Here is a 14,916-nt window from a genome sequence, read left to right as displayed (position 1 = left end):
TTACGCGGACCTATCCCATCCGGACGAGTTTCGCGTGCCGATCGACGGCACTGACAATTGTTCTTCCTCAAGGCGTTCCCTACTGATGGCCCCACCTTCGAGCACCGCGCCAATCCCGCCCTTCCGCATCACCATCACGCGGTGCGACAGATTCGCCAGCTCATCCTCGTCGGAGGTACACAGGACTACCGCGACGCCATCCGCTGCGACCTTCTCGATCAACTCATGAATCGCCAGCTTGGCACCTAGGTCCACCCCTTGAGTAGGTTCGTCAAGGACCAGAAGGGTGGGGTTCATCCGCAGCAGCCGCCCCAGGACCACCTTTTGCTGGTTTCCGCCAGAGAGTTCGCTAACCTTCATCTCGATCTCAGCAGGGCGCACGTCCAGAGCTTTTACCCACCGACCTGCCTCCGCACGCTCAAGCCTGCGTTGCAGTCGTTTGAATCGGCTTACTGAGTCGAGGTCCGAGATGAGGATGTTCTCTCGAACGGTGGCTTCCAGGAAGAGACCATCTCGTCGCCGCTCGGAAGGGAGATATTGCACTCCCGCACTGATTGCGGCGCGCGCCTTCCCGGGGGCGATTGTCCTCCCGTTGACCTCGACCGCACCGAGTCTGTCGATCTGCCCGGCCAGCGCCGGCGCCACTTCTTCTCGGCCCGACCCGGTCAGCCCGGCAAACCCCAAGATCTCACCTCGGCGCACCGTGAAGTTGATCCCACGCACGCTCCCCGTCCGCAGAGCAGTAACTGAAAGCGTCACCGACGCGTCCGACATTCGCGATCGTGCGGACTCCATACCGTCAGTCACTCCTGCGACGAGAGTGCGGCCGAGCATGAGGCGTGCGAGTTCTGCGCTATCAAGGCCAGCGACATCACGGGTCGCCACATTGCGACCGTCGCGAAGGATCGTGACGCGGTCGGCGATATTCAGGATCTCGTCGAAGTGGTGGGAGATGAAGAGGATCGACCTGCCTCGGGCCGCCAGCCTTCTCAGTGCGCCGAACATGATCTCGGCATCCGCGTTAGGCAATGATGCAGTCGGCTCGTCGAGGATGAGGAGGTGAGGACTGCCACCGTCGCCGGAGATCGCTCTGACTATCGCTACCGCCGTTCGCTCGGCGGCGGTGAGGCTGGCGACTGTGCGACTCGGATCGATGTCGTACCCGAAGTTGCTCAGCGCCTCGCCCGTCACCTTTCTTTCGGCAGTCCTGGATAGGCTCCGCGCCCAGCCACCCTTTGCCGAGTCGAGGTGGAAATTGTCGGCCACTGTTAGATCCTCGATCAGCCCCAGATCTTGGTGGACGAAGCGCAGCCCGGCTTGACCGGCATTAATCGCAGACCCAAGGGTGAACGGTTGGCCTCCAACCAAGGCGGTACCCGCATCGGGAGCGTGATAACCCCCAAGGATCTTGACGATCGTCGATTTCCCGCTTCCGTTCTGACCCACCAGCGCATGGATCTCACCGGAGCGGACCTTAAGGTCCACATCGATCAAAGCCCGGTTACCACCGAATGTTTTGCTGATCCCGCGAACCTCGAGGGCAGGCGCCAGGGTGGCGGGCGTACTGGTCGGCTCCACCGATTTCATGCTTCCTGCCAAAGGTGCAGTCCCGCAACACGTGTCTCGGCCACAGCCAAGCAGGCAGTGTTATGGGAAGACCTGGCTACCCGCGGTGCGCGCATTAGGCCTGTGGGGCACGTGAGCCGGATCGCAGAGTCGTGAGGCATGGTTTCCCCTGTCAGTCGCTATATCGTCATTGATTTTGCGAGGACGCCAAGCGCGCGTCGCTCTGTGGCCCAAGACACACGCTAATCCTTATCGAGCGCTAGGTCAACAGACCTCGTTGTCATGCATTCCCTCTTAGCTTGACTCGCTCTTTCATTCTATGGAAGAGCATTACCTGTGCAGAAATAGTGACAGGCGACACAGGAGCTGTCAAGCGCAAGGGAATTAATACAATGAAAGAACAAAGACGGCAGCATTACCGAATCCAACAGCACCACCTTGGCTCCGGCCACTATGAGATCGGTTGCAATCGAAACGTGCGATCGCAAGCCGGTTCTGTCGAGAGCCGAGAAGCGGGCATCTGGGGTGGAGGTCAGGTCATCAGGAAGTCGCGCAGGCCTACCGTCAGGCCTCGAAGAAGGAGAAGGGCCTGATCCTGGACATGGTCGCGTCCGTCACTGGCTAGACCACGCAACGGCGGGCGTCGCCAAGCATCTGGACTCATGCCGACGAAGGCTGATCACCCTGGGGGTCGATAAGACCCGGACCCTCGTAATCGACATCAAGTCCGATCGCGGCGTACGACTGCCCAACCCCTCTGGCAGGGAGATCCGCCGCCCGTCAGCTGATCTGCTTCGCGGAAGGACTGCTACGCGAGGTAGGACTTGGATTTTGCGAAGTAATTAGCATGAAGCACCGCGGTCGGGGCGGTCCGCCCAAGGCATCGCTGAGGGCGACGATGCGACGTCTTCGCGCGCGGGCGACGGAGGTAAGCTATTGACTTAGCGCTCGATAACTGTCAGGCTGCTGCCGCCGGTGCAAACTGGTGAGGCCTCGACGGCGGTGCACTCAACGAGAAGCGGACGCGGAGGCTGGATCGACGAAGTCAGGGACGACGCGATCGGCGATTACAGAAGCAGAAGGGACGTACGCAATGTCAAGCGTAGATCAATTGAAAACCCGGCCAAAGGTGCTGGACGCGGTCGTCGTGGGTGCCGGAATCACGGGCATCCACCAACTCTACTGGCTCAACAAGATGGGCCTTGCCGTCGAGATGTACGAAGAGGCGCCGGGTGTCGGCGGCGTATGGTTTTGGAATCGGTACCCAGGCGCACGATTCGACTCGGAGAGCTACTCCTACGGCTACTTCTTCGACAAGGAGCTGCTACAAGACTGGGACTGGCCGGAGTTGTTTGCGGCACAGCCCGACATTGAAAGTTACATGAACCATGTAATCGACAGGTTTGATCTGCGCAAATTGATCAACTTCAGCTCGCGAGTCGTCAGCGCCGTGTTCGATGAAGACCAGGCGATGTGGGTGGTCACCATGAGCACCGGCAAGATAGTCCATACGAAGTACCTCATAGCGGCGACCGGAAATCTTTCGACGCCGTTCATGCCCGACATCCCGAACCGCGAGCTATTCGGGGGCGAGGTATACCACACCGGCAGGTGGCCGCAGACTCCCGTGGACTTCAAGGGCAAGAAGGTCGCAGTGATGGGCACAGGCTCCAGTGGCGTGCAGATCGTTCCTTTCCTGGTTGATGAGGCCGAGTCGCTGACCGTCTTCCAGCGCACTGCGAACTGGTCGACACCGCTCAACAACCGGCCGATCTCCGCTGACGAGATGGCCGAGATAAAGGCGAGCTATTCAGAGATCTACGCGAAGATGCAGAAGGATGACATGGGCCTTCCGCACGATCCTGACCCGAGGAGCGCATTCGAGGTCAGTGAAGAAGAGCGCCTCAAAAAGTACGAGGACCTGTGGAACTCGCCGGGCCTTCGCAAGGTTTCGGACAACTTCAAAGGCACGGAGACTGACCCTCGGGCCAATGCTCTCTGGACCGCGTTTATCAGTGAGAAGGTCAGGTCCATCGTTCACGACCCGGCGGTGGCAGATCTCCTTCTGCCGAAGGACCACGGATATGGCGGCAAGCGGCCGCCCTTCGTGGCAGGCTTCTATGAGGCGTTCAACCGCGACAACGTAAGTCTGCATGACCTGCGCGCTGATCCAATCATCACCTATACCGAGAAGGGAGTGCAGACACGGTCTGGCGATCTTCACCAATTCGACATCATCGTCTTCGCCACCGGGTTCGATGCGGGTACGGGGTCGCTTCTCGGGATGAACATCCGCGGGCGCAACGGGATCTCTTTGGCTGATGCGTGGAGGGACATGCCGCGAACGTTGCTCGGCATGCTCGTGCCAGGGTTCCCCAACCTGCTGATGCCCGGAAGTGTCCACGTGGTATCGGGCAACGTGCCGCCTTCCACGGCGGTTCAGGTCCGGTGGATCAACGATCTGCTCGCCTACACTGAGGAGCAGGCGGCCCGCTACTTCGAGGCGACCGAAGAAGCTGCGGACGCGTGGACCGATCACATCAATAAGGCCGCGAGTGATGGGGATGACCGCGCTACGATTGCGGCGGAAAACGCTTGGTACCTAGGGTCCAATATTCCTGGGAAGCCCCGTCACTTCCTGTTATACCCGGGGCCGGCTCCTCAGTACAGGCGGAAGGCCCGCGAAATTGCAGAGGATGGTTATCGCGGGATCATTTTCGATGATCTGGCGCAGGAATCGGAGAATGCCGACGATGCTACTGACGCTGCGCGTGCAGATGCTGAGCAGATGAGTCTTCGAACCTGACGTGGGTTCTTCCCGATGTAGGCGACTGCCTGAGTGAAGGAGCGAGTTACGAAGTGGAAAAGCACAAGCGAATTGGGCGGGCCTACCACGATCTACCGTGGCACTACGACAAGGGCGAAGAGGTCTTCGTCGTGTTTCGGACCGATCACGACGTGCTCGCGTCACTGCTACCTCCGATGATGGAGATGCCGGACGGGCCTGCGCTGGCAACGGTATATGCCGTTCACCACGCACGAAGCACGTTCGGTCCGTACACCGGCGTCTACCTGGGGATGATTGCTCAATATCGTGGAGAGCCTGTGTTGCACCGGCTGACTGGAATGAAGACGACCTTCTCCGGTACGGCGGCAGGGCGTGAAATGTGGGGACACCCTCTTCAGACCGGCGATGCAAGCATGGAGTGGTCTGGAGATGTCCTGAACATCGTGGCAGGTCGTCACGGCCGGGACTTCGTTCGGCTCTCGTTCAGCATGGAGCGACGAATCGACCCCCCGGTTAAGCCCTTCACAGCTTCGACGTCAATCGCCCGTCGGCCGCCGTGGGAAGAAGCTACCAAGCCGAACGTTCTGCTTGGGGGACGCAGTGAGCCCGCAGATCCGGACGACATGACGTTCTGGAGCGGAGACGCCGTGCTCGAGCTGGTTGGCGGTGATCCGGGTGACGACTGGTCAATCCTCCCGGTCTTCGAGGTCGTGGAGTCCACTTACAACATCGGTGGCCAAGCGGCGCTGACCGGAGCATACATCCTCGAGGAGTTCTAGCCAGGATGTTTCATGGGGAGGGGTTCCGTCAGGTTCCTGTTTGATTCTCGTGCCGGTTGATTCTTTGGTTTTCGGCGCGGCAGTGGGCCCCGTTGTCACTGGACCGGCATCGATTCCCCCGTCTTCGAATGGGTTGTGCTCGCAATTGAAGGGGCCGGCCGGGTGCGTCTCAGCCAGGCGTCGGTCCGGTTGCCCGAGGCGGGTATTCAGGCTGGCAATGGCTATCTGGAATGTGATGATTGTGCCGGCGTGCAGGCCTTTGCCACCGATCATCATCCGGGTCCGCAGGGCCCGGATGATGAATCTCCCGGCGGTTGGGAATAGCCGGTACCGACACCGTTTCATTCCCAGCCCGGGCTTTGTGTCCGGTTGGCAGGGCCGTTAGTTGCAGTCGGGAGAGCAGGTTCATCGGCAAGCGTCGATGTGGGTTCAGGCCAGGCTGGCGTGAACGTCGCAGAACGGCAGCACTCCGAGCCCGGTGTTTTTCAGGGTCTTGATCCATTTCAAACCGGGCCCGGGGCCGGTTTCCGGGCGTCTAGGGCTTGTCCATACCAACGCGGAGAGTTCCTTATGAAGGCCCGGGCCCTGTGCCCGTCCACAGTCCAGCAAGGTCGCTTGAAACCGGGTTGCGGGGGCTCGGCACGCAGGTACAGGTTCAGCTAACGTCGGCGGGTAGTAGTTAGTCCCACGTCGTTGGCATCACCGACCCACGCGTTGGTGCGGTCATTGCCGTCTTGGTCCGGTAACGGCTACCACCACTGCTTAGAGTTTGATCCATGCAACACATTGGCTTTCATCAACGGGACCGGATAGGAGACACCGAACTGCACGCCTAATGAGGGGGAGGTGGTGCAGGAATTTCCGGATGCCCCGGCGCTGTCGGTGCGCACCAGGATTTTCTCCCCGATGAGCTTTCCCTGCTGGTCGGAATGCGTCAACAAAGGACGTCACCACGATCAGCCCGGCATGGGAGACCAACTGCTGCCCGTCTTGACGGACCGCAAGGGACATGAAAACTCCGACAATCTGGGTACAAAAAGTGCGTCAACAACACTGTTGCCCAGCTCAGAAGCATCTTCGTTCGCTTAAACATACCGCGCACGAACGCCACCCCTATGAAACCCCGGCCGAGCGGAGGGTACGTAGTTGTCCCTGATGTTCCTTACTCGCCTGCCACGCAATCGCTTCAACTTGTTGTAGTTCTGCGCAATAATTGAGCGATGGAACTGCATCACCTCGAGGCCTTTCTCGCTGTCGCGGACGAGTTGCATTTCGCCAGAGCGGCTGATCGTCTCCACATGGCTCAGCCGCCCTTGAGCCGAATGATCAAGCAGCTTGAGCGCGAGCTTGGATCGAGCCTGTTCGATCGCACAACTCGGAGCGTGCAATTGACTACCGCAGGGAATGCACTCGTACGCCCGGCGATGGACGTACTCGAAGGTGTTCGAGCTGCGCGACGTGCGGTGCGGTCGGCAGGACGAGGTGAGACGGGTCTGGTGCGGGTCGGCTTCGCTGGTCCCTCATCACACCCGCTGGTAGGGAGGCTTGGGCGGTTGGTCCGCGAGCTCCACCCGGGCATCGAGCTCTCCTTGCGCAATACGACGTACCATCATGAAGGGATCCGCTCGCTCTTGGGCGGCGATCTGGACCTCGTTTTCTCTCGCTGGCAGACACGCCCGGAAGGGGTGAGCGACCGGCTGATCGCCGTGGAGCACTACGTGGTTGTGGTGCCGGTGTCGCACCGCCTCGCCGGGCGCAAGCGGGTGTCGATAGCAGACCTCGAGGGCGAGCCATTTGTAGTGCTCCCTGCGAATCCGGGGTCGAGTGCTCGGGAGGCGATGATGCAGATGGTCAAGGCCGCCGGCTACTCACCGCAGATCGTACAAACGGGCCCCGACACCCACACAGTTCTCGCGATGGTGGCAGCAGGAGTGGGGGTCACCATCACTCATGACACCGCCGTCGCCGGCGTCGTTCAAACAGACATATCGGTGATCGCGCTGAAAGAGGGAGATCGGGCGACCTACCAGCGGCTCGTATGGCGCAAAGATGACCAGAATCCCGCTCTGTTGGCCGTGCTGCGGGCTTCCGAAGAGGCTCTACCCACACCTTGGGTGCCGGGCGGAAAGAGCAACGACTAACAGCGATTCCGCGTGCCTGGGGGCACTCGACTCATGGCGAGCGACGGCTGGCGGACAGGCAGAGCGCAACTGCATTGGTTTCCAGTTGGCGAACCGAGAGTGGGAACCTGATTCTTGGGTTGTTCCAAGACCCTACTTTAGAAGCATGACCGCCTAAACTCGACACATTCATACTGATTTAGGCAACAAACCCTTGCTGAACAAGTATTGGATTTCTCAGCGCGCTCGACCCCATGATGAGGACTTAGGAGCAACACCCCGTACCCCCTAGGAGCCGACATATGAGCACGTCGATGACCGCGTTTACCAAGGTCGTAGACCTCCCGACGGCGGTTGCCACGTACGTTCAGGACGGAATGACCCTGGCGCTCGAGGGGATGGGTCATCTGATCCCCTTCGCTGCCGCTCACGAGATCATCCGGCAAGGTCGTCGTGATCTCACTGTCTGCCGCATGACACCGGATCTGGTGTACGAGCAGATGATAGCAGCTGGGTGCGTTCGACGACTCGTGGCTTCGTTCTTTGCGAGTGGATCGGCCGGGTCACTTCACGAGATTCGCCGACGGATTGAGTTGGAAGACCCAGCGCCGCTCGATGTCGAGGAGTACAGCCACTACGGCATGGTGTGCCGTTATCAAGCGGGGGCGGCCAACCTTCCATTCTTCCCGCTGAAGTCGTACGCCGGCAGCGACCTACCGAAACTGACTCCTCAGATCCGAAAGGTCGCAGACCCGTACGGCGGACCCGACGTCTATGTGGTGCCCGCGTTGAAGCCCGACGTTACGATCATCCACGCGCAGCGCGCCGACCGGGCAGGAAATGTGCAGATGTGGGGCATCGTGGGTGCGAATCAAGAAGCAGCATTCGCAGCTAAGCGGGTGATCGTGACGGTTGAGGAAATCGTCGACGATGACATCATCCGGGCGACGCCCAATCTGACGCTGCTGCCGGCCCATGCCGTAGATGCCGTCGTCGAGGTGCCTGGCGGGGCTCATCCTTCCTACGCTCAAGGTCACTACCGTCGCGACAACGCCTTCTATCGCGAGTGGACACCCATCAGCAAGGATCGCGAGGCGTTGAGCGAATGGCTCATCGAGTGGGTGCACGAGGTCCCCGACCGGGCAGCTTACCTCGCCAAGGTCGGAGACCCGCGGTGGTCGGATCTGGCTTTCCACGACTCTGAGAGGAGCTTCTCATGACAGGGCAAGTCACGCTGGCTAGCACCCCGGAAAGTGCCTATGCCGATGTCTCCACGTCGAGCACGGAGTTTTTGGCAACCGTGGCCGCCAGGCAACTCATCGGCAAGCGGCGCGTGTTTGCCGGCGTAGGGCTGCCGACCCTGGCGATCAACCTCGCGATGCGAACCGTCAACCCGGACGTCGAACAGGTCTACGAGTCCGGAGTCTGTGGGGCCCACCCCGCGGCACTTGCCGAAGGGATCGCCGATTCCGTCCTGGTCACGGGCGCTGAATCGGTAGTGAGCATGCCTGTCCTCTTTGGTTACGTACTCCAGGGCGGCAACGTCGACGTGGGGTTTCTGGGAGCGGCCCAGGTAGACCGCTGGGGCAGCCTGAACACCAGCTTCATCGGAGACTGGCGGAGGCCGTCAGTTCGGCTTCCCGGGTCGGGTGGTGCGGCCGACATCGTGCCGAATGCCGGCGAATGCATCGTGGTGCTTCGTCGCCACGATCCGAATGCGTTTCCGGAGGTGCTCGACTTCTGCACTTCGCCGAGTCCGGTGCGGGCACGAGAGGAGGACCCGCGCATGGTGCCGCCCGGCTTCGGGGTTTCCACGGTAATTACGCCGCTTGCGGTGCTTCGTCGGAGGCACAAGTTTGGCGAGCTCGAAGTGAGCGAAGTCCATCCTGGAGTGTCTCTCCAGGAGGTCAAGTCATCGACGGGCTGGGACATAGCAGTTGCGCCCGACGTGCGCGAAACAGAGCGGCCGACGGTCGAGGATGTGCGATTGCTGCGCGATGAGATCGACACCGTGCGGCTCTACCTGCGATGAACTTCAGGAACCCGAGCAGCGGCCCCTTGGCTGGGTTACGCGTGATAGAGGTATCAAGTTTCGTGGCTTCGCCCTTGTGCGGGCTGACGCTCCAGCAGCTCGGCGCCGACGTAATTCGGGTCGAACCGCTGGGCGGGGCTCCGGACCGCTCGCGGTGGCCGGTCACCCAGGACGGCCTCAGCCTCTACTGGAATGGGCTAAATCCGGGGAAGCAGGCGATCGAGATCGATTTCAGTTCGGTGGAGGGACGGAGTCTCGTGGCAGATCTCGCGGCTGACGCAGGCATCCTCCTTACCAACACCGAGCGTTGGCCCGAACTGACACATGCGGCGCTGTCGCAGAGGCGCCCCGACATGATCTCAGTGCTGCTGACGGGCACCACGGACGGCGGGTCGGCGGTGGACTACACGGTCCAAGCAGCGACCGGGTTCTCCCTGATTACCGGTCCGGCCGAGCATGCCAGTCCCATCAACAACCCGCTTCCAGCCTGGGACCTCACGGCCGGCCTGTACCTCGCCATCGGACTCATGGCGGCAGAACGGCGACGGTCACACTCCGGCATGGGTAGTGAGGTGCGTGTCGCACTCGAGGACGTGGGGCTGTCCGCAGCCGGGCACCTCGGCTATCTTGCCGATGCGATGCTCAACCCTGGTTCCGGACGGCGCGCAGACGGCAACTATATCTATGGTGGGTTCGGGAGGGATTTCACGTCCAAGGACGGTGCGCGGTTCATGCTGGTGACGTTGACTTCCCGGCAGTGGTCGGATCTTCGAAAGGTCATGGGTCTCGGCGCTGTTTTCGATGGACTGGGGGAGGCTCTGAAAGCTGACTTCTGGGACGAGGGTGACCGGTTTCGTCACCGTGAAGTGCTCGCCGGCCTCGTCTCAGAGTGGTTCGGCCGGCACACCGCCAGCGAAGTGCAAAGCACCTTGGCCTCGACCCGGATCCTATGGTCGGCTTACAAGTCATTCGACGAGATGGTGGCGGATGATGGCGCGATGCTGCGAAGCCATCCCATGTTCGCCACGGTCGAGCAACCGGGGATCGGCGCGGTCCTCGCTCCTGGCTCGCCGGTTTCCATCGACCGGGAACGTGGTGCGCCGGCACCTGCTCCGCGAGTCGGAGAGCACACGCGCGAGGTGCTGCGCGAATATCTCGACCTCGATTCAGCCAAGATCGACGACTTGTTCGAGCGCGGAGTCGTGTCTACCACCGCTGTTCCCGCCGCCCTAAGGACCACCTAACATGACGACGGCAGCCCATGCCCAAACATTTCTGTTCGTGCCCGGCGATCGTCCCGACCGCTTTTCCAAAGGAGCAGCCGCCGGGGCAGACGTCGTGGTCTTGGACCTCGAGGACGCGGTTGCGACACGCGACAAGGAGGAAGCACGCCGCCACGTCGTCCGCTGGCTATCCTCAACCAACGGCTCGTCCGCCGTCCGCATCAATGCCTTTGGAACTCCTTGGCACGAGGCGGACCTCGCTGCACTCACCGGCTTACCCGTCATCCTCATGGTGCCCAAAAGTGAGGACCCCGAACGCGTTGGGGCCATCGCTGCAAGCTGGCCCGGCACCGAAGTTGTCGCGTTGATCGAGACCGCTCGGGGCGTCCTACGTGCCGCTCAGATCGCAGAAGTGCCGGGCGTCAAGCGATTAGCCCTCGGAACGTTCGACCTGGCGGCGGAACTTGGCGTCGACCCCGAAGACGAAAGCGCCATGGCTGCCGCGCGCGCAGGGGTGGTCCTTGCGTCGGCGGCAGCCAAGCTCAATGGTCCAGTGGACGGCGTCACCAGCGATGTTCGCAACACGAACAAACTGATAGCTGACGTGCGACGGGCGGCCACCCTCGGCTTCACGGGGAAGTTATGTGTCCATCCTGCACAAGTGACACCCGCAGCAACCGTCTTCGCACCTACCGAGCAGGAGTTGGCCTGGGCGCGACGGATCATGGAGGCCACCTCGACCGCCGCTGTAGGAGTGTTGTTGGTCGATGGCCAGATGGTAGATCGGCCCGTGATCGATCGCGCCGCCCGAATTCTCGCCTCACGTGTCCCTGTCACTCAACCAGGCACGTCGACTCCGGCGGGAGGTGGCCAATGACGTCTCTCAACACTCGCAAGACCTGGATCGCGCTCACTCGATCCGAGCGACAGCGTGCTCATCCTAGCGCCCAAGATTTGCAGCTTGCCTCCGGCCAGCATCGAGAGTCCTGGGGCGAGCGTATTTTAGAGCGGGCTCTTGACTCGATCCGCGTGCATGGCGGTTACGGATCTCACACTGGTATGACGTTGAGATCCAGCGGAATTCGATCACTGCACGGTGGCTCGGTACACGAAGGACCTACGGCGAGAAGGGGAACTACATGATTGACCTGCTGGAAGGTAAGACAGCCGTCATCACCGGCGGCGCCCAAGGAATCGGGCTGGCGATAGCCGAGTCCTTCATCAACGCTGGTGCCCGCGTGGTACTTGCTGATTTGGACGGACACGCTGCTGAAGAGGCCGCAACCAGGCTAGGCGGACCCGAGCGCGCCGCGGGTATCTCGTGCGATGTGGTCGATGCCTCCCGTATCGACGCGGCGCTGGACTTCGCGGTGACCACGTTCGGCTCGCTCGACATCGTGGTCAACAACGCTGGGATCACTCGGGACGCCACGATGCGCACCATGACTGAGGAGCAGTTCGACCAGGTGATCGCCGTACACCTCAAGGGGTGCTGGAACGGTACCCGTTCGGCTGCTGCGCGGATGAGGGAAGCGGGATCTGGGTCCATCATCAACATCTCCTCGATATCCGGCAAGGTCGGCATGGTCGGTCAAACGAACTACTCGGCAGCTAAGGCAGGAATCATCGGCCTCTCGAAGGCTGCTGCCAAAGAGGTGGCCCACCACGGTGTCCGTGTCAACGTGTTACAGCCGGGGCTGATTCGCTCTGCAATGACCGAGGCAATGCCTCGGAGTGCGTGGGATCAGAAGATGGCCGAAATCCCGATGGGACGTGCGGGAGAGCCAGCGGAGGTGGCTTCCGTCGCCCTGTTCTACGCATCGGACCTGTCGTCTTACATGACAGGTACGGTCGCAGAGATTTCGGGCGGCCGATTCATGTAACAGCTTAGGACGACGGATTGTTTGAAACGCAAACTATGCAAGTGTTATGAGGACCCAATGGTAGTCACAAGTCGTATTGGTTTCGGGCGTAGGTCGCGAGGCATGGTTTGGACCATGCGTGGCCTAATCCCCAATCCTGCCGCCATAGTTGTGCTCGATGCACGACTGCTCGGTGCGGATATCGTCGGCGTATCGAAGGATCGGTATCAGTGAGCCGTGAATCGACCTTAGGAGCGGACGCGGGCTGGAAGCCTCGTACGGTGCTGACCGAGGAACTCGTGGATCCAGGTCGGGTCCGTGCCTTTGCATCCTTGCTCGATTCCGGTGCGCCGATCCCCCGCGCAGGAGATGAGCTCCCACCGCTTTGGCACTGGGTCGCACTGCCGTCGTGGCCGCATTCGTCCGAGCTCGATACAGACGGGCATCCTCGTCGTGGCGGACTGCTCCCGTTGATGCAGGGATTTCGGCGCATGTTCGCAGGCGGCTCGGTCACAATCACCCGTCCAGTCCGCGTGGGCGAGGTGCTAACGCACGAGGCGATCGTTGACTCCATTGCCGCCAAGCGCGGTCGTAACGGGGACTTCACGATGGTGTGCGTCAGCCACGTCTTCCGGGGTGCCGACAACAGCATCTGTCTCGAGGAGAAGCAGAACCTCGTATTCATCGAACCTGGGCCACGCACTCCTCAGCATCGCGGTTCCGTGCCTGCCACGGTGACCGCGCCCGTAGGGCCGCCGCTGCGCAGAACCGCTCATGGATGGGGTATCGTCACTGATCCCACCCTGCTCATGCGGTTCAGCGCAGTGACGGCAAATTCACACCGCATTCACTACGACTGGCCTTACGCGACCGAAACTGAAGGCTATGCCGGACTCGTCGTGCACGGTCCGTTCTCCACACTGCTGCTAGCCGAAGCGCTGCGCCTCGAGGGCCCCGGCGCGACGCCGCGCCAGCTGCAGCACCGGAACATGAGCCCGCTGTTTTGCGGGGAGGAAGCCCTCATCTCACTTACCACCACTGCTGATCACCGAGACGCAGTCTTGCGGCGAGAGGGCGTTGACCTTGTCACGCTCTCAACCCAAACCGCCTCGGCTTGATCTCGTTTGAAAGGAATTACTATGAAAAACGTCCCAGACGTTGTAATCTGCGAGCCCGTTCGTACGCCCATCGGACGCTACGGCGGCATGTTCAGGGACGTGACCGCCCCCGAACTCGGCGTCGCGGCACTCCAAGGGCTAATCGATCGTACCGGGATCGACCCGGCCGAGATCAACGACGTCATCCTCGGCCACGCCAATGCGAACAGTGAAGCGCCGGCCATTGGGCGGATCGTCGCGCTTGATGCCGGACTTCCGTTTAGCGTGGCGGGTCAGCACGTCGATCGCCGCTGCGGATCGGGTCTACAAGCCGTCATCAACGCCATTATGCAGGTCCAGACTGGTGCCAACAGCGTGGTAGTGGCGGGCGGAACGGAAAGCATGAGCAACGCATCGTTCTACTCCACTGACATGCGCTGGGGGGGAGCGCGCACGGGCGTGACCATGCACGATGGGCTCGTGCGCGGTCGCGAAACTGCCGGTGGCCGCCTGTACCCGATGGCGGATGGGGTCCTGGAGACCGCCGAAAACCTGCGGCGGGAGTACTCCATCACCCGGGAGGAGCAGGACCGACTTGCGGTGAGCTCACATGAGCGCGCCGTCGCCGCCCAGCGTTCCGGGGTCTTGTCCGAGGAGATCATTCCGGTCACGGTGCGCACCCGTAAGGGTGAGGTGGTTATCGACACGGACGAGCACCCACGGGCTGGCACGACAATGGAGTCGCTCGCCACGTTGAAGCCGATTCTGTTCGACAAGGACCCCGAGTCGACCGTGACCGCTGGCAACGCTTCAGGACAGAACGATGCGGCATCGATGTGCTTGGTGACCACGATGGAGCGCGCTGAAAAGCTCAATCTCCGCCCGCTGGTGCGCATGGTCAGCTGGGCTGTCGCAGGCGTCCCGCCCCATGTGATGGGCATCGGCCCAGTGCCGGCGACCCAAGCGGCTCTCGACCGGTTGGGACTCGGACTTGCCGACATGGACGTCATCGAGCTGAATGAGGCCTTCGCGTCTCAGGCACTTGCGGTTATGCGGGAGTGGAACTTCACCGATGAAGATCAGGAGCGGACCAACCCGCATGGTTCGGGGATCTCGTTGGGTCATCCGGTCGGCGCTACAGGGGTCAGAATGCTCGGTACGCTGGCGCGCGAGCTGCACCGCCGAGAGGGCCGGTACGGGCTGGAGACCATGTGCATCGGGGGCGGCCAGGGACTGGCCGCGATCTTTGAGCGGATTGCTTAGGTGAACTCTTGGGCACGTTGTGAACATGTGACCTAGTTGGGTACCTCCGGTATCGACGGTAAGGACACCTGAGCATCATGGAAGGTGATCCTACATTCGTCGTGGGCACAGAGTCGCCACCAGTAGGGACGCAGAGGATTTCCAAAAGCGAGCTGGCCAGGCAGCTCGGGGTTTCGCGGGCAACGA

General features: G+C 61.4%; 13 protein-coding genes. 12 read left to right on the top strand and 1 reads right to left on the bottom strand.

The features are described 5' to 3' along the window. Positions 1-1,587, bottom strand: coding sequence for a sugar ABC transporter ATP-binding protein (locus M1E07_RS01680; RefSeq protein WP_461186650.1), 1,587 nt, complete (start codon positions 1,585-1,587; stop codon positions 1-3). Between the two features lie 1,072 nt (positions 1,588-2,659). Between M1E07_RS01680 and M1E07_RS01675 the strand changes: the two genes are divergently transcribed. From M1E07_RS01675 to M1E07_RS01620, 12 genes are all read left to right on the top strand, one after another. Further along, positions 2,660-4,372, top strand: a complete 1,713-nt coding sequence (locus tag M1E07_RS01675; protein WP_461186649.1) for a flavin-containing monooxygenase — start codon at positions 2,660-2,662, stop codon at positions 4,370-4,372. 53 nt (positions 4,373-4,425) lie between these two features. Beyond that, on the top strand, positions 4,426-5,133 hold the full coding sequence (locus M1E07_RS01670; RefSeq protein WP_461186648.1) for an acetoacetate decarboxylase family protein: 708 nt from the start codon (positions 4,426-4,428) through the stop codon (positions 5,131-5,133). A gap of 135 nt (positions 5,134-5,268) precedes the next feature. Then, on the top strand, positions 5,269-5,457 hold the full coding sequence (locus M1E07_RS01665) for a hypothetical protein (RefSeq protein WP_461186647.1): 189 nt from the start codon (positions 5,269-5,271) through the stop codon (positions 5,455-5,457). 522 nt (positions 5,458-5,979) lie between these two features. Next, on the top strand, positions 5,980-6,222 hold the full coding sequence (locus tag M1E07_RS01660; RefSeq protein ID WP_461186646.1) for a hypothetical protein: 243 nt from the start codon (positions 5,980-5,982) through the stop codon (positions 6,220-6,222). 131 nt (positions 6,223-6,353) lie between these two features. After that, positions 6,354-7,274, top strand: coding sequence for a LysR family transcriptional regulator (locus tag M1E07_RS01655; protein ID WP_461175320.1), 921 nt, complete (start codon positions 6,354-6,356; stop codon positions 7,272-7,274). 281 nt (positions 7,275-7,555) lie between these two features. Beyond that, a complete protein-coding gene (locus M1E07_RS01650; RefSeq protein ID WP_461175319.1) occupies positions 7,556-8,473 on the top strand; it encodes a CoA transferase subunit A in 918 nt (305 codons plus the stop codon). Continuing rightward, complete coding sequence (locus M1E07_RS01645; RefSeq protein WP_461175318.1) at positions 8,470-9,285, top strand: CoA-transferase subunit beta; 816 nt, start codon at positions 8,470-8,472, stop codon at positions 9,283-9,285. The genes M1E07_RS01650 and M1E07_RS01645 overlap by 4 nt, the downstream gene beginning before the upstream one ends. A gap of 62 nt (positions 9,286-9,347) precedes the next feature. Continuing rightward, entirely contained in the window at positions 9,348-10,529 is a 1,182-nt protein-coding gene (locus tag M1E07_RS01640) for a CoA transferase (protein ID WP_461175317.1), read from the top strand. Position 10,530: 1 nt separating this feature from the next. After that, positions 10,531-11,385, top strand: coding sequence for an HpcH/HpaI aldolase/citrate lyase family protein (locus tag M1E07_RS01635; RefSeq protein WP_461186645.1), 855 nt, complete (start codon positions 10,531-10,533; stop codon positions 11,383-11,385). 262 nt (positions 11,386-11,647) lie between these two features. Further along, the gene (fabG, locus tag M1E07_RS01630; RefSeq protein ID WP_461175315.1) at positions 11,648-12,391 is read left to right on the top strand and encodes a 3-oxoacyl-ACP reductase FabG; all 744 of its coding nucleotides are present in this window, start codon (positions 11,648-11,650) and stop codon (positions 12,389-12,391) included. Between the two features lie 470 nt (positions 12,392-12,861). Next, positions 12,862-13,488, top strand: a complete 627-nt coding sequence (locus M1E07_RS01625; RefSeq protein WP_461186644.1) for an HTD2 family dehydratase — start codon at positions 12,862-12,864, stop codon at positions 13,486-13,488. 21 nt (positions 13,489-13,509) lie between these two features. Beyond that, positions 13,510-14,730 carry an acetyl-CoA C-acetyltransferase gene (locus M1E07_RS01620; protein WP_461175313.1) on the top strand — a complete coding sequence of 407 codons (1,221 nt, stop codon included), beginning with the start codon at positions 13,510-13,512 and terminating at the stop codon, positions 14,728-14,730. Positions 14,731-14,916 lie beyond the last annotated feature (186 nt).

It is taken from the genome of Arthrobacter sp. Z4-13, from assembly GCF_054792705.1.
Note: the sequence above shows the minus strand (reverse complement) of the source record. Positions and strands in the feature narration are given on the sequence as shown.